At 65.6% G+C, this 22,857-nt stretch carries 22 protein-coding genes; 20 read left to right on the top strand and 2 right to left on the bottom strand.

Annotation, left to right across the window (positions count from 1 at the left end; genetic code table 11):
* Nucleotides 1-208 precede the first annotated feature (208 nt).
* Together ACOZBP_RS13165 and ACOZBP_RS13170 are read right to left on the bottom strand one after the other, a co-directional pair.
* Nucleotides 209-664: a hypothetical protein gene (locus ACOZBP_RS13165; RefSeq protein WP_153923424.1), complete on the bottom strand. Its 456-nt coding sequence runs from the start codon at nt 662-664 to the stop codon at nt 209-211.
* A gap of 368 nt (nt 665-1,032) precedes the next feature.
* The gene (locus tag ACOZBP_RS13170; protein ID WP_153923423.1) at nt 1,033-1,518 is read right to left on the bottom strand and encodes a hypothetical protein; all 486 of its coding nucleotides are present in this window, start codon (nt 1,516-1,518) and stop codon (nt 1,033-1,035) included.
* Nucleotides 1,519-1,978: 460 nt separating this feature from the next.
* Here ACOZBP_RS13170 and ACOZBP_RS13175 point away from each other — a divergent pair, with 460 nt between their 5' ends.
* The 20 genes from ACOZBP_RS13175 (at nt 1,979) to ACOZBP_RS13270 (ending at nt 22,802) form a co-directional block, all read left to right on the top strand.
* A complete protein-coding gene (locus ACOZBP_RS13175; protein WP_194943555.1) occupies nt 1,979-2,305 on the top strand; it encodes a hypothetical protein in 327 nt (108 codons plus the stop codon).
* Between the two features lie 155 nt (nt 2,306-2,460).
* On the top strand, nt 2,461-2,745 hold the full coding sequence (traL, locus tag ACOZBP_RS13180; RefSeq protein WP_153923422.1) for a type IV conjugative transfer system protein TraL: 285 nt from the start codon (nt 2,461-2,463) through the stop codon (nt 2,743-2,745).
* A gap of 2 nt (nt 2,746-2,747) precedes the next feature.
* The gene (locus ACOZBP_RS13185) at nt 2,748-3,347 is read left to right on the top strand and encodes a TraE/TraK family type IV conjugative transfer system protein (protein WP_316629594.1); all 600 of its coding nucleotides are present in this window, start codon (nt 2,748-2,750) and stop codon (nt 3,345-3,347) included.
* Nucleotides 3,344-4,069 carry a TraK domain-containing protein gene (locus ACOZBP_RS13190; RefSeq protein WP_153923420.1) on the top strand — a complete coding sequence of 242 codons (726 nt, stop codon included), beginning with the start codon at nt 3,344-3,346 and terminating at the stop codon, nt 4,067-4,069. The genes ACOZBP_RS13185 and ACOZBP_RS13190 overlap by 4 nt, the downstream gene beginning before the upstream one ends.
* Entirely contained in the window at nt 4,066-5,514 is a 1,449-nt protein-coding gene (locus tag ACOZBP_RS13195; protein WP_404419797.1) for a TrbI/VirB10 family protein, read from the top strand. Before ACOZBP_RS13190 ends, ACOZBP_RS13195 begins: the two co-directional genes overlap by 4 nt.
* Before the next feature lie 29 nt (nt 5,515-5,543).
* On the top strand, nt 5,544-5,951 hold the full coding sequence (locus tag ACOZBP_RS13200; RefSeq protein ID WP_153923418.1) for a hypothetical protein: 408 nt from the start codon (nt 5,544-5,546) through the stop codon (nt 5,949-5,951).
* Nucleotides 5,952-5,984: 33 nt separating this feature from the next.
* On the top strand, nt 5,985-6,848 hold the full coding sequence (locus tag ACOZBP_RS13205; protein ID WP_153923417.1) for a DsbC family protein: 864 nt from the start codon (nt 5,985-5,987) through the stop codon (nt 6,846-6,848).
* Nucleotides 6,848-7,270, top strand: a complete 423-nt coding sequence (locus ACOZBP_RS13210; RefSeq protein WP_153923416.1) for a TraV family lipoprotein — start codon at nt 6,848-6,850, stop codon at nt 7,268-7,270. Before ACOZBP_RS13205 ends, ACOZBP_RS13210 begins: the two co-directional genes overlap by 1 nt.
* 5 nt (nt 7,271-7,275) lie before the next feature.
* The gene (traC, locus tag ACOZBP_RS13215) at nt 7,276-9,864 is read left to right on the top strand and encodes a type IV secretion system protein TraC (protein ID WP_153923415.1); all 2,589 of its coding nucleotides are present in this window, start codon (nt 7,276-7,278) and stop codon (nt 9,862-9,864) included.
* Nucleotides 9,864-10,232: a hypothetical protein gene (locus ACOZBP_RS13220; RefSeq protein WP_153923414.1), complete on the top strand. Its 369-nt coding sequence runs from the start codon at nt 9,864-9,866 to the stop codon at nt 10,230-10,232. Before traC ends, ACOZBP_RS13220 begins: the two co-directional genes overlap by 1 nt.
* Nucleotides 10,216-10,719 carry a TrbI F-type domain-containing protein gene (locus ACOZBP_RS13225; protein ID WP_153923413.1) on the top strand — a complete coding sequence of 168 codons (504 nt, stop codon included), beginning with the start codon at nt 10,216-10,218 and terminating at the stop codon, nt 10,717-10,719. The genes ACOZBP_RS13220 and ACOZBP_RS13225 overlap by 17 nt, the downstream gene beginning before the upstream one ends.
* A gap of 4 nt (nt 10,720-10,723) precedes the next feature.
* Nucleotides 10,724-10,987, top strand: a complete 264-nt coding sequence (locus ACOZBP_RS13230) for a hypothetical protein (RefSeq protein ID WP_153923412.1) — start codon at nt 10,724-10,726, stop codon at nt 10,985-10,987.
* On the top strand, nt 10,987-11,496 hold the full coding sequence (gene lepB / locus ACOZBP_RS13235; protein ID WP_153923411.1) for a signal peptidase I: 510 nt from the start codon (nt 10,987-10,989) through the stop codon (nt 11,494-11,496). The genes ACOZBP_RS13230 and lepB overlap by 1 nt, the downstream gene beginning before the upstream one ends.
* Entirely contained in the window at nt 11,493-12,125 is a 633-nt protein-coding gene (gene traW, locus ACOZBP_RS13240; RefSeq protein ID WP_153923410.1) for a type-F conjugative transfer system protein TraW, read from the top strand. The genes lepB and traW overlap by 4 nt, the downstream gene beginning before the upstream one ends.
* 76 nt (nt 12,126-12,201) lie before the next feature.
* Complete coding sequence (traU, locus tag ACOZBP_RS13245; protein WP_228763675.1) at nt 12,202-13,314, top strand: conjugal transfer pilus assembly protein TraU; 1,113 nt, start codon at nt 12,202-12,204, stop codon at nt 13,312-13,314.
* Between the two features lie 11 nt (nt 13,315-13,325).
* The gene (gene trbC / locus ACOZBP_RS13250) at nt 13,326-14,174 is read left to right on the top strand and encodes a type-F conjugative transfer system pilin assembly protein TrbC (RefSeq protein WP_153923409.1); all 849 of its coding nucleotides are present in this window, start codon (nt 13,326-13,328) and stop codon (nt 14,172-14,174) included.
* A gap of 24 nt (nt 14,175-14,198) precedes the next feature.
* Nucleotides 14,199-17,357 carry a conjugal transfer protein TraN gene (traN, locus tag ACOZBP_RS13255; RefSeq protein WP_219352618.1) on the top strand — a complete coding sequence of 1,053 codons (3,159 nt, stop codon included), beginning with the start codon at nt 14,199-14,201 and terminating at the stop codon, nt 17,355-17,357.
* A gap of 35 nt (nt 17,358-17,392) precedes the next feature.
* Nucleotides 17,393-18,334, top strand: coding sequence for a conjugal transfer protein TraF (locus ACOZBP_RS13260; protein WP_153923407.1), 942 nt, complete (start codon nt 17,393-17,395; stop codon nt 18,332-18,334).
* Between the two features lie 13 nt (nt 18,335-18,347).
* Nucleotides 18,348-19,814 carry a conjugal transfer protein TraH gene (locus tag ACOZBP_RS13265; protein ID WP_153923406.1) on the top strand — a complete coding sequence of 489 codons (1,467 nt, stop codon included), beginning with the start codon at nt 18,348-18,350 and terminating at the stop codon, nt 19,812-19,814.
* 9 nt (nt 19,815-19,823) lie between these two features.
* On the top strand, nt 19,824-22,802 hold the full coding sequence (locus tag ACOZBP_RS13270) for a conjugal transfer protein TraG N-terminal domain-containing protein (protein WP_404419792.1): 2,979 nt from the start codon (nt 19,824-19,826) through the stop codon (nt 22,800-22,802).
* Nucleotides 22,803-22,857: the final 55 nt, after the last annotated feature.

The raw sequence follows: 22,857 nt of genomic DNA on the forward strand, positions 1-22,857 counted from the left end.
GGAAAGGGTTGAACCGGACCGGAAGGGCTCTCTTCTCTCGCCCTATCGATCTTGCCCCTCTCGAATCCTCCTCTCCCTCTCGCTCTGTCCGCCTGCTCCGGCGGTTGACGATCGGCGCGGTCGGAACGGCGGCGTCAGGCCGGAAACCCAGACGCAAAAAGGCCCCGCTCCAGTTGCCTGGGCGGGGCCTTGTTGGGCCGGGCGGGTGTTAGATGGCGAGGCGGTGTGGCTCGTCGTAGATCGGTTCGTGAGAAATGACCTGGTCGGTGGCGCGTGTGCGCGGCACTGCGAGGGCTTGTGGCAGGAGGCGGCCGCCCGCGAGGCGGTCCTCATTGGTCGCACGGATGGCCAGCTGCTGTTGGGCGACCAGGACGCAGTGCATCATCGCCCAGAAGGTCGCCTCATCGGTCGAGTTCTGAGCGGCGTACATCACCTGGGCGAAATCGTCGCCGGTTGCGCCGAGAATGGCGAGGGTGATGTCTAACTTCTGAGGCCCGCCTTTCGACCCGTAATTGGGATCGGCGTAGGCGCTCACTGTATCTCGATTGAAGCCCGCCTTCTCGGCGATGTTCTTGATGCCCTGCTGGCGACACCGAACGGCAATCAAGTAGGCAACGCGACGCTTGATCTGATCAGGCGACGGCGTCTTGTCTTTCCACGGCATAAGGCCCCCAAAAAACTACTGGCCGCGCGCTGCGGCGTAACCCCAACTTATCTGGCCGAGTCCCCCCTCATCTAGGCCGCCCCCGCAGCAGAGGCGTCTGTGATGTGCGCAAGGCAGAGGGGTAGGTTGCTCAGCCTGGCTTCATTGGCGCTGGGGTCCGGGGCCGCGGATCAGCGTAGAGGCCATTCGTCCGCCAGTTGCAAATCAGCGGAGCCCTAGAATCACCAAATAGGCGAGCGGAAGCAAGCGGAAAGCGGAGCGGAGTCCGCACGATGCCCAAAAAAAGACGCATCCCGTGGCTGGAACGCCGCACAGACGCGGCTGGCGGGTCGTTTTAAGAGACTGAGGGGCCGCAACTTAAGGTATTGTTAAGGACGGTCGGGCGGCGGGAAGTCGTCCTTGCCGTAGGTCGATATCAAAATGGCACGGCAGGCGAGGCCGTACATGTAGAGGGCGACCAGCACGACGGCGCGCGTGGTTCTCCAATAGTGCCGGCGGTGTCCAGGGGCCGAACCGGTGCGACGTGCATCAGTGGCCATGAGGTGCATAGCGACCTCGTCGGCCAAGGGCTTGGTCGACAGCGGGAGCCGCAGCGTGCCCTTGCGCGAGTAGTAACCGATGTCGAGCGCTTCGAGACGCTTCGTCGCGATGGCGCCGGTGCGCTGCTTCAGGGCCTGGAGGGCTGGACCGACGAGGTCCAACGTCGACAGCTGCCGACCTTGGGTGACGCGGTGAAAAGCCTTGGCTGCGTCAACTGCATTCCAGAACACAGGATCGGCCGTGAGCGGGATTTTGAGGACCTGCGGCTCGCGCACGGGTTCGTCCCCACCCGATGAAATGGTGTCGTTGCCCAAAAGATATCCCGTCCTCCCCCCGGACCACTGTTCTTCCGCCCGGGGCACCAATGCGGCGTAACAGATTCCGCCATTAACCGCGCCCCCCGAATGCGGCCCGGACAACGCAACGCGCGGGGCTGAACGCGCGAAACGCAGCAACGCAGCAGTATTACGCAGGCCGAGGGCGGACGGATGCGGAAGCGCGTCCGCATGGCGCGGATGCCGACGGGCGAAAAGCGGGGAGGGGGCCGCATCGCACGGAGTCGCGCGGGCGGCGGGCGGCTTCGAATACGCAAGAAGCGGAAGTAAGACCGCAGCGTGTTAAGTAATCGGAAAGCAACAAAACGCCGATTTCAGGGCGCAACGCAATAAAAAGGATTGCGTTGCTATCCGAACCATGAGTTTTTAGGTCGGGCCGAGGCGGCCTAGCGCGTCGGCTCATCTAGGAACGAGGTTTATAACTATGAAGAGGAATGTGATGACGCTGGGTTCGGCCGCTGTGCTGTCCGACCCGAAGGTTATCCGCAACGTCGAGCGCGCCCTGCTTCTGGGCGCCGTCGCTGTCGCGGTGACCGCCACCGCCGTTGCCGGCACGGACAACACGTTCGACTCGACCGTCTCTCAGCTGACCGACTGGACCGAAGGTTCGCTCGGCAAGCTGGCGGGTGTGGCCGGTGTCGCCGTGGCCCTGGTCGGCATGGTGATGAAGTTCGACTGGCGTCTGATCGGCGGCGCAGCGGGGATCGGGCTGACAGCAGCCACGGGCCCGGGGATCGTCTCCGCTCTGGCTTCGGCCGTTTTCTAAGAGAGGGGAGCATCCCCCCTTTACTCTCAGAGCGATGAGGGCGGGGCGGCGTCGGAAGGGGTTCCACGTCGCTCCGCTCCCTAGCTCAGCAATCCCAAGTACAGCGCGTAGCTTGCAAACCGGCGCACTGTTCTTCGGGGCAACCAGTTAGGCCCATGAAAGACACATATATTCCGCAACACCTCGACGCGCCAGAGCGCTATTTGGTGTTTACTCCGGACGAGCTGGCCGTAGTCGTCGCTCCTCTGTTGATCTGCATTCTGGTTTTCAACTTCCTGGTCGGCCTCATCGTGGCGGGCACGTGCCTGTGGGCGCTGCGGAAGTTCAAACAGGGCAGCTCCCTCAGCCGACTGAAATGGGCGGCCTACTGGCTTCTGCCCTCGGACGTCTTCCGGCTGAAGGCGACGCCGCCCTCCCATCTTCGCGAGCTGGCGGGCTGACCATGAAAACAATGAACGTGAACAATCAGGCGCGTGTGCTGAACCGGCGCCTGACAGCGGTGTCGATTATGCTGGCCGCGAGCATCACCGCCAACGCCGCGATGGCGGTTTCGGTGGCGACGATGAACAAGGTGGTTCTGGTCCCCAGCCTGTCGGACTCGGTCGAGATCTCGGCGCACGGTGGCGTTGACCGTGACTACCTCGAACGTCTGGCGCGGGATGCGACCTACCTGTTCCTCAACAGGACGCCCGAGAGCGCCCGGTATTTCGAGCGGAACCTTGAGCGGATCACCGAGCCGGAAACCTATCAGGAGATCAAGGCGGCGCTGATCCTTGACCGCCAGGAGCGGCAGAACACGCGAACGTCGCAGACCTTCTATCCGAACGACTTCTTCGTCGACCCATCGAAGCTCTACGTCGAAGTCGTCGGTGAGCTTGAAACCAGCAACGGCACGCGGATCGTCGAGACCAAACGGGCGACCTACGGCCTGACCTTCAACAAGCGCGGTTCGATGCTTCGTCTCGCCAGCTTTGTCCCGGTCGAGAAGGACCAGGCGCAGGGCACCCGCGCTCCAGTTTCCAACAAGGATGAACAGCTATGAAGCGTGCGCTTCTCACGGGCGCCGCGTTCTGCGCCGCGCTGCTGGCGACCAACCCAGCCCATGCCGATCCCGTCCAGGTCCGCAACGGACAATTCGAAGCCGTTGTATCGGCCGACCAGATGTCCCGCATCGCAATCGAGGGCGACAAGATCGTCTCGGTGCGCTCGATCAGCGAACCTGACGGCCCTCAGATGATGGTCGAGGCCGAGGAGGCCACAGGTGATGTCTATGTCGCCTTTGACGGCGACGTCCTGGGGCGGACCTTCACCCTGTTCCTGGTCACGCAGTCAGGCCGAACGGTCCAAGCGACCCTCTCGCCCGCTGCGGTGGCGGGGCAGACAGTCACGGTGAATATGGGCGCATCGGCCTCGTCCGGTTCGGGGGAGACCGTCCAGCGCTCCGAACGCCGCAGCGGCTACATGGAAACCGTGACGGCGCTCTTCCGGCTGATGTTCAACGGAGAGGCCCCCGAAGGCGTGCGGCGCGAAGCGCGGGCAGGCCAGGCGACACGGGTCGGGCCGTTCGAACTCCGTGTGGTCGAGACTTACGAAGTCGCGAACCTGCGAGGTCAGGTCCTCGCGATCCGCAACGCCTCCGAGGCGACCGTCCCGGTCGTCGTGGACAGCTTCCTGGTCGCTGGGGTGATGGCCGCCGCCGCCGACCGGGTGGAGCTGCTCCCGGGCGCTGATGGACGGGTCTTCGTCGTGGAGGAAGTCCGTTGAGCCATGAAGTTGAACTGCCGGCGGCCGAGCCCGCCTTTGACGGTCCCATTCCCGGCGACTCCAATCGCGCGGCCAAGCGGCGCCAGACGATCATCTGGGGTGCGATCACCGCGTTGGTGCTCGCGGGCGGCGGCTTCGTAATCTACCAGATGCTCAAGCCGGTTCCTTCGCGGGATAACCCGGAGGCCGCGCGGCGTATTCTCGCAACGGCTGACCTGGCTCGCGGCCAGAACATGTCCGGCGAGGCGCAGGCCTCCGAGCTGGCTGTGCGTGTCCAGGAGTTGGATCGCCAGATCGCCGAACTAAATGGGCAGAACGTGCAATTGAGCGCGGAGGCCCAAGGCGCCCGGCAGCAGCTGGAAGACGAGCGCGCCGATGCCTTGCGCACGATCGACGCGCTGAACAATCAGATTCAGACTCGCGGTAGCAGTGCTCCCCCCGGGCCGGGCGGGGTTGCTGTGAACGCGGGAGGGGCCGCGCCGGCCATGCAAGCTAACGGCGTAGCTCCGGCTCCGATGGGTGGCGGTGATCCGTTTGCACCCGTCGGGGCTGGCGCGGGCGGACAGATGGCTCCCGGCGTCGCCGGGGCAGATTCTGGCGTCCGTCCGCGCCGGTCTCTTTCGACGGTCAGGGTGGCTGGCGCCGCTGGCCCAGGGGGCGCTGCGGGCGGCCCGACCGTCTCCACCTCGCGCACCTCCGGTGGCGCTGCGGGTACGCAGGCAGGCGGAACGGGCGGCACGGGGCAGGGACAGTACATGTCGAGCTCGATGCAGGTGTTCGACACCGAACGGTTCGTGCCCCCCAACGCCTACACCCGAGCGCGTGTTCTGGTCGGCGTGGACGCCGCGACTGGCGTCACCAGCACCTCGGACCCGAAGCCGGTCCTCTTTCGACTGACGGGCCCGGCGATCCACGTCGGCGCGGATGGCCGCTATCAACGCACGGATCTGACCGGCTGCCTGGTGAACGGCGCGGCCTATGCCGAACTGTCTTCGGAGAAGGTCTACATCCGGCTGCAGCGTATTTCGTGCCCGGCGGGGCCGCGGCAGTTTTCGGTCGCGACGGTCGAGGGTTACGCGTCCCACCTGGGCAAGGCCGGCGTGCGGGGCAATGTGATCTCGCGTGAAGGCGGGCTGACCGGCCGCGCCATGATCGCCGGAACGCTGCAGGGCCTGGGAAACAGTCTGTCTCGCTACACCGATCAGATGTCGAGCTCGATCGGCATCGGGGCAGGGGGGTCGCTGACCGCGCCGCCCCGTCTGGAAGCGGGTGACGTAGCGGCTGGCGCCGCCGGTTCCGGCGTCGCCAACGCCGCCGAGATGCTGGCCGACTACTACGTCAAGCGGGCCGAGCAGTACCAGCCGGTCGTGGAAATGCCGACCGGCATCGAGGTCGAACTCGTCTTCCTGAGCGGGTTCGAAATTGGCGGCCCAGCCCGCCGTTGAACCTGTCCTTCAAATCAGAAAGTCACGCCATGAAATACCTCCGTACCGCCGCCGCGCTTGCCGCGTTCGTCCTGACCGCCTCGCCGGTCGTCGCACAGGTCGCGACGGCCTGCGACTGCCCTCATCACGGGCAATCCGCGTCGTCTTCGCAGGTCTGCCCCGATAAGGGCGCTGGAAGCGCTGCGCCGAAGTCGGCCGAGGGTCACGCCCCGCACGACCATTCCGCCAAGGAAAAGACCACGCTGTCTGCCCCGACCGACGCGCCGGGCCAGAATGCCGCAGCCATCGCCATCAAGAAGGCCATGGCCTCGGTCGCCGGAATCCTCGCGTCGCTTCAGGGCGACGATCACTGCTGCGAGGACCCGGCGTGCTGCGACAAGGCCAGCACCGTCGCGGCTGAACCTGTCTGCCTAGACGCTGACGCCGTCACCGCCTGATCGTCCGTCTTCCATTCAAGAAAGCCAGATCTCATGAAAATCTCTCTCCAATCCCGCCGCGCGAAGATCCTCGCCGGTGTTTCCGGCCTGGCGGCGCTTGCCGTCATCGGTGTCGCCACCGTGGCGGTGGCCAGCGGCTTCGGGACTAGCCTGAAGGACAAGGTCCAGAAGGAATTCCCCAACACGCCGATCACCTCGGCGGACTGCGACAAAGGCCCCGCCAACCTGTGCGAAGTCGTCGCCGGTTCGAACGTCTTCTACGTCACTCGCGACGCGAAGTTCGCCTTCGTCGGGGCCGTCCTGGACCTCGAAAACAAGGTGGACGTGACAGACGTCCGACTTCGTGAGCTGGCGGCCGTGGGTCAGGCCGAAGCCCGCATTCGCGGCGCGGCGCCTGCCGCCCCGGGCGCAGCGGGCGCTCCGGGCGTGGAGCCCGCTTCTGCGCCCGCTGCGCCGGCGGACAGCCCGATCATTCGCGTGACCCTGCCGAAGGCCAACGCCGTCGTCCATAACCCGGGCGCGCCGCTGAAGATGACCATCTTCACGGACCTCAACTGCGGCTTCTGCAAGCGTCTGCATGATGATCTGAAGAACGTCCGCGACATCGAAGTCACCGAATATCCGATCGCGTTCATGGGCCCGGATAGCCCGGAGAAGGCCAAGCTCGCGCTCTGCGCCAAAGACCGCGTGGCGGGGATCGATGCGATCTACAGCGGCGGCGAAGTCGTCACCTCGGGGGATTGCGCGGCCGCCGAAGCTGCAGTCGCGGCCAACGTCGAGTTCGCCCGGCAGAACGGGATCAACGGCACGCCGATGATCGTGCGCGCGGACGGCCGGACCAACAGCGGTTGGATGCCGGTCAACGAGCTCCGGGCGTTCCTGGGCGGGGCCAGCTGATGCGGGTAGCGCTGATCTTGCTGGCAGGAGCAAGCCTCGCGGCTTGCTCCACCAACACCAAGGGCAGCTGGGCCTGCGGTGGAGTGGGCGAAGGTCAGACCTGCGCGTCGATCGCGCAGATCGACGGCACTCGCTCCTCGGGGACCGCCAACCCGGAATCGCCCGGTATCGAGAATGCCGTCCCCGTTCGCTGGTGGGAACCGCAACCGTTCGTCTTCTCGGACGGCACAGGCCCCCGCCGCGAAGGCGATCAGATCCTCCCCGTCGTGTTCGCGCCGTGGGTGGATGCGCAGGGCGACTATCACCAGCGGTCTGAGGTCTGGGCGGTGATGCGCCGCGGGGGTTGGTGGGTGCCCGCCCCGAACGCGCCGCGCCCCGGTCCGTCCGCCTCGGAAATCGGCCGCAACGCGGTCCAGGAGTAGCCGGTATGGCTGGCAAGATGGGGGACGCGGTCAAACGCGTTCTGGAACAGGTCGGACGGACGGTTTTCGAAGAGCCGCCGCCCCCTGACATGCCTCGGGGATACTTCTCGTCGGCGCGGTTGAGCGACTTCCTGCCCTACCGCAGCTACGACGAGACGAAGGGCCTCTACGAGCAGAACTCGACGATCGGCTGGATCCTTGAGGTCGTGCCGTTGATCGGCGCGGACGAGGCTACCAGCCGCAGTTTGGCGGAGCTTTTCACGCACAGCGTGCCGCAAGGCGCGACTGTCCAGGTCATCTCCTACGCGTCACCGAAGATCGGCGACGTGATCGATCCATGGGCGACCGAACGGGCGAAGCAGGGGGGTGTGTTCGACACGCTGGCCCGGCATCGGCGCAAGCACTTCCGCGACGCGGCGTGGCGGACGGCCTCAAGCCAGGCGCCCTTCTATTTCCGGGATTTCCGGATCTTCATCGCTGTCGAGATGGAGGGGTCGAACACATCGGTCGCCGCCGAACAGATGATCGAGGCGCGCGAGAAGTTCATGGCCGATATCCGGGCCATTCGGAGCGACTCAGCGATCGTCACGCCCCAGCAGCTGATCTCCCTGGTCGGGGATATTCTCAATCCGACGACCAACATCCGCCCGCGCGAAAACGTCTTCCGTGAAGACCGCTGGCTGAACGAACAGATGGTGGATGCGGAGACGACCTGGACCCGGTATCGGGATCGGATCGAAGTCCAGAGCCGCGCCCAAGGCGACGACCTTCTCCGGCCGGAGCTGTCGGACGATGTCGTGGCGCTGGCGCGTGATGGCGCCTCGCGGGATGAGCGTTTCCAGATCCGCGGCTTCTCGGTCAAGGACTACCCCGAACACTGGACCCAAGGGCTGATGTCCCGGGTCCTGGGCGACATGTTCAACGACCAGCTGCGGCTGATCGGCCCGACCGTGATGTGTCTCTGCTTCTCGCCGATGACGGCGGAAAAGACCCGGTCGACGGCCGAATTCAAACGCCTCCGGACCAACCAGGCGGTGAGCAATCCGATCGGACGCATGTTCCCGGAGTCGCGCAAGGCGGCCGAGGACTGGACGATGGTGATGGAGGACGTCGCGGAAGGCGCCCTCTTGGCTCGCATGGGGATGTTCATCCTGTCGGTCGCGCCGATCGCGGATGCCGAGCGGGCCGAGCGAAGCCTCCGCTCGGTCTTCCGCAACAGCCGGTTCGTGCTTCAGCGGGACGACGACATTCACCTGCAGACGGTTCTTGCCTGTCTGCCCTTGAGCCTTGGCGGCGGCCTGTTCGAGGACCTGGCGACGATGGGCCGGCTTCGTCGGATGCCCACGACGGTCGCGGCCCGCCTCGCTCCGCTGCAGGGCGAGTTCCTGGGCATGGATCTTCCGCACATGCTGCTGGTCGGCCGGCGCGGTCAGGTGATGACCTACAGCATCTTCGCGAACAAGGCGGGCAACCACAACACGGCCGTCGTCGGCGCGTCAGGCTCCGGCAAATCCGTGTTCATGCAGGAGACAGCGGCCTCGCTTCGCGGCGCCGGCGCCGAGGTCTTCGTCATCGACGACGGGGAGTCGTTCAAGAACAGCTCGATCCTGTTGGGCGGGGCGTTCGTGCGTTTCAATCTGGACAAGCGGACCTGTATCAACCCGTTCTCGATCATCGACCCGTCGCAGGCCTCTGAGGAAAGCGCTCAGGAGTATCTCCTGGAAGGCGTCGAGATGATCCGCCTCATGATCGAGCAGGCCGCTCGTGGGGCGCAGGGGTGCAGCGACGAGGAAAAGGGGGCGATCGAGAAGGCGGTCATGACCGTATGGGCCGACAAGGCCCGCGACGGCTCCTTCGCCGATGTGATTGACGTCCTCGCTCGGGACTACGGCGAGCGCGGCCAGAATCTGGCGCTCGCGCTGGGCGCCTACGGTCGCGACGGATCCTATGGTGGGTTCTTCAACGGCGCGACCACGCTGCAGATCGACAACCCCTATACCGTCTTCGAGATGAGCGATCTGGAGAGCAAGGCGGACCTGCGGGCCGTCGTCGTGCTCGCGATCCTCTTCCTCGTCCGCCAGCGTATGAAAAAGGGCGGCCGCGGGCTGAAGAAGGCGCTCATCATCGATGAGGCCTGGCAGCTCCTGTCGGACGGCGCGGCCGGGAAGTTCATCGAAGGGTTCGCGCGCCGTTGCCGCAAGGAAGGCGGCGCGATCATCACCGGTACGCAGTCGATCAACGACTACTACAAGACGGACGGTGCCCGCGCCTGCCTTGAGAACAGCGATCACCAGGTCGTCTTGCGTCTGAAGGAAGAGGCGCTGGAGCAGCTGCGGACGAACGACCGGATGAAGGTCGACGACGCCACCATGACGCTGCTGAAGTCGCTGAAGGTTGTGGACCGGGAATACTCGGAAATGGTGGTGATGGGACCGGACGCGCGCTTCCTGGCGCGCCTCGTCCTCGATCCCTACTCCGCGACGCTCTACTCCACGACACCGGCGGTCTTCGACAAGATCAAGCGCCTTGAGGCGAGCGGCGTGCCGCTGTCGGAAGCGGTGGCGCGAGTGGCCTACGAAGGTAGCCGTCGCTGATGGCCGCAGGACTTACAGCATGGGCGGCGGCGCTCGACGACGCGCCTGCGCTGAACCGGGTTCGCCGCCTAGTTCACGCGGCCGGTCGCCGGGTAGCGTTCGCCGTCGACTGCGCCTGCATCGCTGCCTGCGTGCTGGGGCTGCTGACCTTCTCCCTCGCGGGTTTCGAGCTCCCCACGGCTGCGCGGCTGTGGGGCGGTTTCTGGACCCACTACGCCGACGCCCCGCCCGCTGCCCGCGAGCCGGTGCTGATCTTCATGATGGCGGTGTGGCTGATCGCGACCGTGCTGGTCGGCTTCTGCCGCTTCCCCCGCAAACAAGCCGTCCTGAGCGGGACGGAAAGGAAAGCCGATGACAACCGAGCCTGAACACGAGACCGCCCAGCCCACGCCGCCTCCGCTGCCGCCGGCACGCCAGCCGACGATGCGCGAGAAGCTGGAAAAGTGGATGCCCACGAAGGGGCAGGCCGCCGTTGCGGCGATCGCTCTGTTGGCGGTCTCGAATGTGGCCGCATGGGTGAAGATCGTCCGCGAGGACCAGCCGATGATCGTCACCGTCGGCGTCCGCGAGATGAGCCAAGGCTACGTCTCCCGCCTGGCGCTCTCGGATATCACGCCGGAGGAAGCGCGCGTGAAGACCGAGATGTTCCTCGCGGTGACGCAGGACACAGTCAGGCGCGCTGCGGCGAGCAAGAACGTCCTTTTGCTGGCGCGGGAATGCGTGCTGGCCGGCGAGACGGCCGACATCACCAAGGAGGTGGGCGACGCCGTACAATTGGCGCTGGCGGAAGCCTCCGGAGGCAGCAGGCCGGCCGCACTGGCCGCCCCGACGCCGACTGCAGCGGGAGCGCCGTAAGAGAGTGGGCGAAGGCTGGGTTCTGGATAGCGCCGAGATGGCATTCCTGCGGTTTCATTTGACCGAACCTCTGCCGGAGGCGTGGCAGTTCGTGCCCACTACACCGGGGAGCGACGCCATCTTCCAGGCCGTGAAGGTCCTGGCCGATGGCAAGGTGGTGTCCGCTCAACTGCCGATCACGAGCTTCAGCCGGATCGAGACGTTTTTCGACGACGAGTACCGCGTCACCATGGCCGGTCGCCTTCTTCTGGACAGGGAGAACGCGTGATGCCGTTGGAACCTGACCCCAATCCGCCCTCATGGCGCCGGGTGGGGATGCTCGTCCTTTTCCTGGGCGGGGTGTTGGCCTGGAAGGGTGGCGAGGGCGTGAGCGCCCGCTACGGCTTCGGGATCAATGTGACGGAAAGCTTGCCGCATTGGGCCTTCATCACGGACCGGTCCGACAAGGCCGTGGCCCGTGGTGATCTGGTCGAGTTCGTAGCGCCGCCGACCCCCTATTACCCGGAGGGACAGCGCTTCGTGAAGCGGGTCGCCGGCGTGGCGGGCGACCGTGTCGAGACGCAGGCGCGGAATTTCTATGTCGCCGGAAAACTGGTCGGGGCGGCCAAGGAGCGAGCCCGGTCGGGCGAAGCCGCGCCGATCGGCCCGACTGGCGTGATCCCGGAAGGCCGCATCTTCGTCGTGGGTGACCACGTCGATTCCTTGGACAGCCGCTACGCGGCGATCGGCTGGATCTCGGCCGACCGGATCATCGGAAAAGTGGAGCCCATTCTATGAATCGTTTGCTGTGCGGTGCGGCCGCCGCGCTCTTCATGGCCGCTGCCTCGCCTGCGCTGGCCGGCGACCTCGGGACACATGGTCAGACGTTCGATATCGCCGAGCGCGACATTCTCGAGATGATCTCGGAGCAGCTGAAGCGCGCCGAGGCCTCGGGCCGGATGGGTCAGCTGCAGGATGAGTTCAAGCGGCGGGTCCAGGCCAAGGTGGAACGGCCGAACCCTGTTCCCGGGCTGGTGCGGACCGTTGAGCCGCGCAGCTGGCTGTTCGACCCGTCCATCATCGTGCCGCAGGACTTCTCAGACCATCGCGGGCGCGTCTTTGCCCGCGCGGGCCAACGGATCAATCCGCTGGAACGCCTGCCCGGGTTTGACCGCATCCTCATCTTCCTCGACGGCGACGACGCCGCCCAGGTCGATTGGGCTGTCGGCCAGCTGCGTGAGGGCGGCGAGCATCGTGTGCGGCTCATTCTGACCAAGGGCGCGCCGATGGAGCTGATGCGCCGCCGGCGGGTCCAGTTCTATTTCGACCAGGAGGCCAAACTGTCGACCCACTTCGGGATCCGACAGGTTCCGGCGCGCGTCGAGAAGGACGGCGACAAGCTTCGGATCTCGGAGGTCCGGCCGTGACCGGCGTCGAAATCGCATGGTGCGTTTTCGTCCTGGTCGGCTCCGCCGCCTTGGGCCCGGCGCTGGAGGCGTGGACATGAAACGCCTGTTCTCGCGAGTCGGCGCCGTAGCGGCGGCGACCCTGATGGTCTTTGCCCCGGTGAGCGCGGCCGCGACGGAAGGAAGCGCTCTGGCTGCTAGCGCGGCGGCGGTCGCCGCTGTCTCGGGGGCGGCCACGGCGGTTGCTGCGCAGGACCCGGCTGACGCGGCCCCCTGCGAAGGTCGCTTCGTCAATCCCATCACCGACGTGTGCTGGTCGTGCCTCTTCCCCCTGACCTTGGGATCCATTCCCCTGTTCAAGGGCGACAAGCCTGACACGCCGAATCCGTCGTCGCCCGTGTGCGCCTGTCCGGCCCCGCCGCCGCTCTTTCTCCGGATTGGGCTGTCGGTCGGGTTCTGGGAACCCGCGCGTCTGGCCGACGTGACCCAGCGGCCCTTTTGCTTCGTCAACCTGGGCGGAGTGAAGATTGATCCGGGCTTCGGCTATCCCGGCAAGTCGTCGCGCAAGAGCGACGGGGTGGCCGACCGGTCCGCGTATCACGTCCACTGGTACGTCTATCCGGTCATGGTGTGGCTGGAACTGCTGACCGACTTCCTGTGCGTCGAGCGGACCTCCTTCGATATCGCCTACATCACCGAACTGGATCCGCTTTGGCAGGACGATCACCTTTCGATCCTGATCCACCCTGAAGCGCTGATCTTCGCCAACCCGATCGCGACGGCCGCCTGTTCTGTCGACTGTGCCTCGACGACGGCCGGTCACGCCCGTCACGAGATGTTCTGGTGCGCGGGCTGTCAGGGGACGATGTACCCGATGAACGGCAATATCTCGGGTGAGTATTCGGACATTCAGGGCGCTCTGCTCGCGGCCGAACGCTTCGCCTTCAAGATGCACCGGCAACTGCTGGCCGACGGTACGAGCGGGCCGCAAGCGGTCTGCTCGAAATACAAGATGCCGATCATGGATAAGCGCCAGTACCGCTTCCAGCTGGTGAACCCCGTGCGCCACACGCGCGGCCCGTTCACGTGCCCCGCGATCGGCTCCTCAACGGTCCCCTACGAGAGCGGGAAGACCATCCCGATCAAGGGTGAGGACTACGGCTTCCTCGTTTGGCGCAAGCGGAACTGCTGCGTCACCGTCATTCCATAAGGGGCAGGACCATGCTCGATTCCATCTTACCGTCGTTCTCCGGCACGCTGGCGTGCTGGGCCGGTTTCATAGGCGTCCTGGCGGCCGCCATCACCTTCCTGTGCCTCGGTTTCCGTAACCAGTGGGTCGCCTTCTCCATGGCGGGCTCGCTGCTGGCCGGCGGGGCCGTGATGTGGGCTTCCACCCCGGCGTGGGCACAGGACCCGGGCGCGCTCGGAGCGGCCGCCCGTGAACTGATCGACCAGGCCGAGGCCCGCGGGCGCTCGGCCGAGGAGGCGCTTCAGGGCTGGGCCACTCAGGTCCAGGAGCGGGGGCAGGAGTATCGGCAGGAGGCCGAGACCCTCGCCGCGACGAACCGTCAGAACCTGCAGCGTGGGATGACGATGCTGAAGAATGATCCGTTCTTCGGCGATGCCGCCGAGATCGCTTCAGCGCAGCCCGAGGAGGAGGGAGCGCTCTACATCGCCGTGTCTCTGACGATGCCGAAGCCCGCACTGCGGCAGCTGGCGCTCGATGCGAACAAGGCCGGGGCCAAAGTCGTCATTCGCGGTCTGGTGAATGGGTCTTTTGAGCAAACGTTAGTTGCTGCGAAAGAGATTTTCGACGAGAATAGCATCGGCGGCGTGGCGATCGAGCCTCAGGTCTTTCGGGCCTTTGGTGTCGAACGCGTACCGACGTTTATTGCAGCCAAGGCTCCGGTCCAACCGTGTGACCAGGGCGTCGACTGCGATAGCGTGGCAACCCCTCACGACCGCCTCGCGGGGAATATCAGCCTCGCGGAAGCTCTGCGCCTGTTGGCCCAGGGCGGTGACCAAGCGCCCGACGTCGCGAGAGCGGCTTTGGCCCGGTTAGAGGGGTGATGGACTGTGTCCTATCGAGGTCTGTTGAAGCAGGCGCGTAGCGCCGTAGTAATCGCGTGCGGCGTCGCCCTTATGGGCGGCGTCCTGCCTGTTTTCGCTCAGACCACGACGTCGGGCGACGGGGGAGCGGGCGGGTTCGCCGGCAGCAATCCACCCCCGCCGCTCGGCGACCCCGGCCAGGTCGTGCCCGGCGCCGGGGGAGATACGACCGGCTGGTCTGGCTACAGCAGCGATCCCAACCGGCTGATCAGCGCCGGCGAGGCCAATGCGCCCGGCAACGAATACCTGCAGGTCATTGGCGGCGGCTCCGTGAACGCCGCCCGCTATGATCTGTCGAACAACGACGACTGGCTGAAGCGGTCGCTGGATTTGCTCGGTGATCCGGGCAACGAGGTTGGGGACCTGACAGGGGACGCGAATACGTCGTGCCAGCAGGAGACGACGCAGGTCACGCACGAGGAGAAAAGCCTCTACACCTGTGAGACCGCGACGCCGGTAACGAACCAGCCTCAGAGCTGCACGCGGATCTACAAGCCGGAATTCGACACGGACTACGTCTACCAGTGTCAGGCCGGTAACCAGTGGCGGTCTGAAACCCGGACCTGTGAGCCTGAGCGCGTCGTCACGGTCGACGAGGATTATGTCTACTCCTGCAAGACCGGGACGGTGTGGACGCACACGCCCGCGAGCTGCCAGCGGCGGCGCATCGTCGTGGTGGACGAGGACTATCAGTATGGCTGCGTTCAGACGTGGAACGGATCGACCCATGCCCCGAACGCCGCCTGTACGGCGAACGGTCAACCGGGATGCGTGGCCTCCGGCGGGCGCGTCTGCGCTGCGCCTTCGGGCCTGCCGTCCAGCTATGTCTGTCAGCAAGGCTATGCGGGGACTTCGGTCGATAAATTCTGCGATGTGAACCAGGTCGTGGAGATCTTTCCGACCGGGACCTTTGACGGTGAATCCTGGCGCGCGGTGACGACGGCGGCCGATGTAGCGGCCTACTCCGGGTGCACGATCAGCAACTACCGCAAGGAAGGCACGATCTGGAAATTCTCGGCCAACTGCCCCAACGGCCTCAACATCTCGGACATGAACAAGATCCTGGGCGACAGCTTCGGTCGGACCGGGTGGAGCTCCAGATCGACCAATCCCCACTGGCTCAAATTCTACGTCAAAACGGCGGGGCCGGGCAGAGACCAAGGCGTCAAAACCAACAACACCTGCGCGCCGCTTGAGGCCGACACGACCTGCCGGATGACCGGCGATGTCTGCACCGAGCCCGCCGGCAGTCGCATGATTGATGGGACGTCGGTCTATCGCGAATGCTGGAAGTATGCGCGGCGCTACACCTGCGGAAGCCGGACGGACTACGCGGGCTGCGCCGCCCCGGCCGGTATGGCGCTGACGGGTGAGCGATGCCTCGCCACCGATGCCGGCGGGACCTGCACAGGTTCGGAGCGCACCTACACCGACCCCTCGGGCGGCTGCGCCCGCTTCGAACAAGGGTTCCGCTGCGAGGACCAGGTCCCGGGCGCGGGGACGCCGAGCCAAGTCATCCGCGACGTCGTCTCCGACACCTGGGACAACGGCTGCAACGCCCTCGCCGGGAATGGCGCCTGCGTGAAGCAGGGCGAGGTGGTCATCGAAGGCAGCCAGACCCGGACGATCAATGGGCTGCAGGTGACGCGGAACCCGTGGACCGTCAGGGAAGACTACATCTGCTCGTCGTCCTCGACGGTGAACAGCTGCACGCCGTTCGTCGGCTGCGTTCAGCAGTCTCAGACGTGTGCATCGCAGGACAGGGCCGGAAACTGCACGGCCTATGACCGGACCTATCGGTGCGAGAACCCCGCCAACGGCGGGGGAACGCCTATCGAGACGCCGCGGGAGGTAGTCGGGGAATACTGGACCGACCCATGCGCCACGAACCGCAATGACCCGGCGTGCCGGCTGACGTCGAACGTGGTCGTCATCGGCAATGAGACGCGGGTGATCAATGGCCTGTCGGTGACACGTAATCCGTGGAAACGGCGCGAGTCCTGGACCTGTGATCGTGCGACGGCCGTCAACACCTGTGCGCCGGTGGCCAGCTGTCAGCTGATCGGGCAAAGCTGCGCCGGCACGGCGCCGGACGGCTCCTGCTCGCTGCAGCTGAACCGCTATCGCTGCGAGAACCCGGTGCCGAACGAGCCCGTGGTCGAGACGCCGATCGACTGGACGGGTGGCGGTATGCACGACAACGCCTGCCCCTCCCGGGGCAACGGCGCTTGCACGCTAACCAGCACGACCTGCTCGCAGCCGGGCGAAACCCGCATCGGGCCAAATGGCGTGCCCGTCACGCCGCCGTGCTGGGAAGAGACGGACACCTACACCTGCGAAACGATGGGCGAGCCCGGGAACAACTGCTCGCCGCCCTCCGGCTGCGAGATGAAGGAACAGGTCTGCCTCGACGATGTGCCCGCCGCCCAATGCCGGGCGTGGGAGAACGTCTACGAATGCAAGAAGGAAGTGGTCACCGAAGAAACCCGGAATTCATGCCAGACGCGGGTCTGCATCGGAAACATGTGCGTCGGGAACGAAGATGAGGGCGACACCGACATGCCGGACGCCCTGGCCGCGCTTCTGATCGCTCAGATGGCGGGCGAGGACTACGAAAAGGACCTGACGATCTTCAAAGGCCAGCCGATGCGGTGCCGCAAGGCCGTCCTCGGCTTCCGCAACTGCTGCAAGGACAGCGGTTGGGGCGTCGATCTAGGCCTGACGCAGTGTTCTGAGGAAGAGAAGACCCTCATGACGCGTCAGGAGGCGAAGGCGACCCATTATGTCGGGACATACTGCTCTCAGAAGTCGTTCTTCGGGATCTGCACCGAGAAGGCCATGCGCTACTGCGCCTTCGAAGGGACGCTAGCGAAGATCGTCCACCAGGCGGGCCGCCCGCAAATCGGCAAGGGTTGGGGCACGCCGAAAGACGCCGACTGCTCCGGGTTCACGGTCGAACAGTTCCAGCAACTGGACCTGTCGAACGTCGACTTCTCCGAGTTCACGGCGGGCCTGATGGATCAGATCTCGACGCCCGACGCCGGCGGCACTGTCGGCCGGATTCAGCAGAGCATCGAAAGCCTGATGGGCAACGGCTCGCCCGGGCCCGGCGAAACCAACGAAGCGGGCGGGGGCCAGCCGTGAGCGTCCGCCAATCTCCCCACAACCAGGTAGACTCCATGATCTCGTTCTCGATCCCGCAACGGTTCGGCTTCGCGATGGCGGCTGGCCTTGCCGCCTCGCTGATGCTGACCGGCCCGGTCCGGGCCCAATCGCCGTATCAGACGCAGCCCGCGCCAGCCGCGAGCGGCGCTTCTGAAGAGTATTGCGGTCGCGACTTGGGCATGTGGTTCTACTGCCAGCGACCTACCCCGCCTGAGCCCGCCGAAGAGGCCGCGCCGCTACCGACTATCAGCGCCGCCACGCCGCCCGAAGTACGCGAGCTGGAGGAGTATCAGCGCCAGCTCGAGGAAGCCCGGTCGATTGCCGTCTGGCGGCCGACGCCAGAGACCGTCGAGCGCTACTACCGTCTGCAGCAGGTCGCCCTGGAACGGGGCGGCCTCTTCGCCGACCACTATAGGCGGCTGACGTGGACCAATCCGGATCTCGACTACACCGTGCGCCGGCCGGTGACAGAAGTGGCCAAGCATGGCTGGACCGATGACCGCATGGCGGATCGGGACCTGTTCTTGCGCGGGGTGTCGACCCGCGTCGGGGTCTTCTACGTCTACCGGGGCAGCTGCGGCGCCTGCACGATCGCCAGTCCGATCGTAAAGGCCTTCTCCGATCGCTACGGGATGACGGTGCGCGCGGTGTCGGCCGACGGCGCGCCGAACCCGCACTTCCCCGGCGCGGTGCGTGACCAGGGCCAGCTGGCGGCGTGGGGCGTGCGGCAAACGACGCCGGCGCTCCTGTTCTTCCAACAGTCCGACATGGATCCGCGCACAGGTCAGATCCGGCCGACGCGGGTCCGCGGGAGCAACGGTCAAATCCTCGAGCTGCTGCCGTGCCTCAAGCCCCAGGGTTGTCTGACCTACGCCGGGGCCGGTGTCATGGCGATGGACGACATCGCCGAACGTCTTTTCGTCCTGCTCTCCAAAGAGCCGGGCACAGATTTCTAAAGGAGCAACGCTCATGAAGCGCAAGAACGACCATCGCGCCCCCGGCGCTGATCCTATCGCCAAGTTGAAGGGCCGACGTCGGCGCCGGGCCGCGCTGGCCAGCGTCGTCGCGGCCTCCTTCACGCTCCTGTCGAGCGCAGCGCCCGCAAGCGACGTGAACAGCAGCATGGACACCTATTGGTCCAGTTCGCTGGGTTCGGCGAACGTCACCGGCCCGACTGCCTTCCAGGGGCAGAGCGCTGGCTATTACACGCTGGGCAACATGGCGGTGCGGACGCCGCAGGAAACGACCCAGATCGGGTCGATCCAGATGCCGTCCGTTCGCGCCGGCTGCGGCGGTATCGACATTTTCACCGGCGGTTTCTCCTTCATCAACAGCGACCAGCTGGTCGCCCACATGAAGTCGGTCGCGTCGAACGCGATCAGCTATGCCTTCATGCTGGCGCTGAAGAGCCTGTCCCCCATCGTGGCTGACCAGATCGAGTCGCTGCAGAAGCTGGCCAACGAGGTCAACGCCCAGAACATGAGCTCCTGCCAGCAGGCGCAGGCCCTCGTAGGCGGGCTGTGGGGCCGGAGCGACACGGCCTCCATGCAGGTCTGCACGGACCTTTCCACGTATCGCGGCTTCTACTCCGACCGGATTGCGGCCCGACATGACTGCCCGAACCGCCTGGCCCAGAACCTCAACAACCTTCCGGCCCAGGACAAGAAGTCGATCCCGGTCAACAAGAACATCGCCTGGGAGGCGACCAAGCAGCATCCGCTTCTGGCGGGCGACCGCGAGTTGGCCGAACTGATGATGACGTTGACCGGGACGATCATCTACCGCTGCCCGGACAACAACGGGTGCATCATCGACGTGATTCCGGCCGACGCCGACGACGACGGCGTCATCACCAAGCTGCTGGACGGCGGGAGCCTCCGGACGCACCGCTGCGACACGGTCGAACTCTGCCTGAACCCGGTCAAATACGGCGGCTCGCAGAACCTGGTGGCCAGCAAGGCGCTGAAGAACCGCGTTGAGGCCATGCTTCGGGGCATCGTGGGCAAGATCCAGGCGCGGCAGACGCTCAACGCGCAGGAACAGGACTTCCTGAACATGGTGAGCCTGCCCGTCTACAAGATGGCCAGCGTCTACACGGCCCAGCAAGGCGCAGCGGCCGCCGGCACTCTGGCGCAATACTCGGACATCATCGCGCTGGACCTCCTCTACACCTGGCTCAACCGGTCGGTGTCCATGGTCGAGGACGGGGCTCGCAACATGGTCGGCATGGACGAGGGCCAGCTGAACCAGTGGCGCGCGAGCATCGACACCGTCCGCCAGAACATCGGCGCCAAGCAGTCCCTCGTTGCAGAGAAGACGTCGTCGATCGAGGCGATGATCTCCCGCACTCAGCAGGCTGAACAGGTCCTGACCGCCCGCATTGGCACGCGGATTGGAGACGCGATCGCGTTCTCCGCTTCGCAGACCCCGAACTAAGGACACCCCATGGAAACGGTCGAGGTCATCACCTACGGCGGCGGGTCATACTACCGCGATATCTTCCAGGCCGTCGCCCTCTTGGCGGGGACGGGCGGAATCTCGTCGCTGATCCGGCTGGCGCTGGTCCTCGGCCTGATGATGGGCATCCTGAAGGCGGTCTTCGACTTCAACGTCGGCAAGATCCTGCGTTGGTTTCTGATCGCCTACATTTCCTACGGGATCCTCTGGGTGCCGAAGGTCCAGGTGCATGTGACCGACGTCTTCGACCCGGCGCTGACCGGCGCCGACGTCGCCAACGTGCCTCTCGGGGTGGGGATGACGGCCAGCCTCACTAGCCGGGTAGGTCACCGGGTGATCGAGCTGACGGAGACCGCCTTTGGCGATCCGGAAGCGACGCAATACTCCAACACCGGGATGATCTACGGCGCCAAGGTGTTCGAGCGGCTGCGCACGGCCCGGATCGCGGATCCCCGCTTTGAACAGAACCTGCACGCCTTCGTTCGCGGCTGCGTCTATTACGACATTCTCGACGGCCACTACTCGTCCGGAGAGCTGGCGCGCCAGAACGACTTGTGGACCTACATCACGGTCACCAAGGGCACGAACCCCGGCCGCTCGATCGAGTATTACAACCCGACCAGCCGTGAGATCGTTTCATGCACGGTGGCGGCGCAGCGCCTGAACGCCGACTGGACGGCCACCCTGAGTTCCTCGATGCGACTGTTCGAGCGGAGGCTGCGCCCGGAGCTGGACGAGAGCCAGCTGCAGGCCGCCTTCCAAAATGAGCTGGGCACGCTGCATCCCTACATGCTGGGCGCGTCGCGCGACGCGACGTCGACGTTCCAGCAGGTCCTTATGGCCAATGCCGTGCGACGTGGGGTGACGGGTTTCTCGGCCGAGGCCGGCGGCGATGCGGTCGCCGTCATGGCCGAGACGCAAGCCGAGGTTCAGACCCGCAACACCCAGCAGCTGCTGGGCGGCGTGGCCGAAAAGGCGATCGTGATCCTCAAGATCGTCGTCGATCTGCTCTTCATCGGTATGTTCCCGGTCCTGTTCCCCGCCTTCCTCCTGCCTGGCTTGGGGCCGCGCATGATTCAGGGCTACCTGACAGGGTTCCTGTATCTGCAGCTCTGGGGCCCGATGTACGTCATCGTGCACAAGATCAGCATGGGGACCGCCGCGACCAAGTCGGCCGCTGCAGCCTACATTCCGGACAGCGCACCGGGCATCAAGATCGCAAACCTTGAGGCGATCGGCTCCGTCAATGCGGACATCGCCGGCGTCGCCGGCGTCATGACCATGATGATCCCGGTTCTGGCCGGGATGCTGACCAAGGGCGCGATGGCCGTGGGCAGTCAGGGCGAGGCCTTGCTGTCGCAGTTCCGGAGCGGGGCAGAGGCAGCGGGTGCGGCCGCGACGACGGGCAACTTCTCCTTCGGCAACACGGCCTTCGAGAACGCGTCCTGGAACAACCGCAGCGCCAATCGCTGGGTGACCTCGGGCGAGATGGATCAGGGCAATTTCCGGACGACGGACGGCAATCTGAACCGCACGGAGTATGGGGCCAATGGCGCGCGGACCCTGACGTCCTCGATGTCGAATACGGCGTGGAACGCCCGCTTCAGCGAGGGCGTGAGCTCGGCGCTGGTGGAAGCCGCAGGAATGCGCCGTGAAGAGGCGCAGGCCCTGCGCCGCAGTGTGTCCGAGGCACAGTCGCGGGTGGCGTCGGAAGGTGTCGAGCGGGTCAACAGCTGGCTGCAAAGCGACAGCAAGACCCGCACCATGGGATCCGAGGAACGGGACACGTGGGGCTCCACCTATCAGGTGATGGACCAGGTCTCGCAGAACCTGCAGCGGACGCATGGCTACTCGGAGTCGACAGCCAAACAGGCCGTGGCCCGGGCGGCCGCCGAAGCCTTTGTTGAAGGATCGGTCGGAACACCTGGGCAAGGCGTGCTGGGTTCTGGTGTGAGGGCCGGAGGGCGCGCAACTGTCGGCGTCGAGGCGTCCGCCTCCCGGAACACCACTGAGACGGACCAAGTCCAAGCCGCTCGCACGGCCCTGTCCTCGGCAGGGTTCACGGACCGCGTGGATCGCACCACGGCCAACTTTGCGTCGAACACCTTCAGCCAGACGTCGACGGCGCAGTCGATGTCCTCGGAGAAGATCTCCGACACCTTCTCGTCGACCAGAAGCATCATGGACGCCGCCGATCAGTCGGAATCGCAAGCGAGGTCCTATGACCAGCGTGCGGACTTCACCAAGACCAACTCGGCAACGATCGACCAGAACCTCAACAACCAGTTCACCGAGTATGCGATGCAGCGTCTCGTGGGCCAGCGGGACGCCTACGGCGGCGTGATCGACGAGGAACGGGCCGCTTACATCATGTCCGGCCGCGGGTCGGCTGGCGAAACCGCGATGGTTCGCGAGCTTGAGCAATCCTTCCGTCAGGAAGAGGTGATGAAAATTGCTGCGCCGGAACAGGTCGTCCAGGGCCGGGAGATCGGCCAGACCGTCCGGCAGATGGAACCCGAACAAGTAAGGCTGCTCGAGCCCGGCGGGGACGGCAGCAGCCTCCGTCAGGGGGTGACCTTGGCGGGGCTGGGTCAACCCGGATCGGGAACCAGCGAGTTCGCGCCCGGCACGTCTGGATGGCAAGCCGAGCGGGAAGAGCGGGCGGAACGGGCGGCCGAAGCCCAGACCTCGCGCAGCGCCCGGGGGGCGGGCGACAGTGGTGACGGCGAGCCCGACGTCCGTAGTCGTGTGCCAGGCGGAGGCGTGGCCAACGACGCCGGCGAACCGGTACTGCGTCCGGTGTTCAATTCAGCTCTGCGTGACTCTATCCGCGAGGATGTCAGGGAGGGCGGCGGCGTGATCGATGCTCATCGACCGGCCGATACCTCGCTCTGGAACAGCCGGAATGTCGAGGACACTCAGCAGGAACAAGGTAGCGCCCGTCTGGGCCGCCGGTACGGCACGTGACCGCACAAGAAAACGGCCGCCCGGTGAGGGGCGGCCGTTCTATCGTCTGCGAATT

Origin of the sequence: Brevundimonas sp. NPDC058933 (genome assembly GCF_049315965.1) — a bacterium.
GTDB lineage: Bacteria > Pseudomonadota > Alphaproteobacteria > Caulobacterales > Caulobacteraceae > Brevundimonas.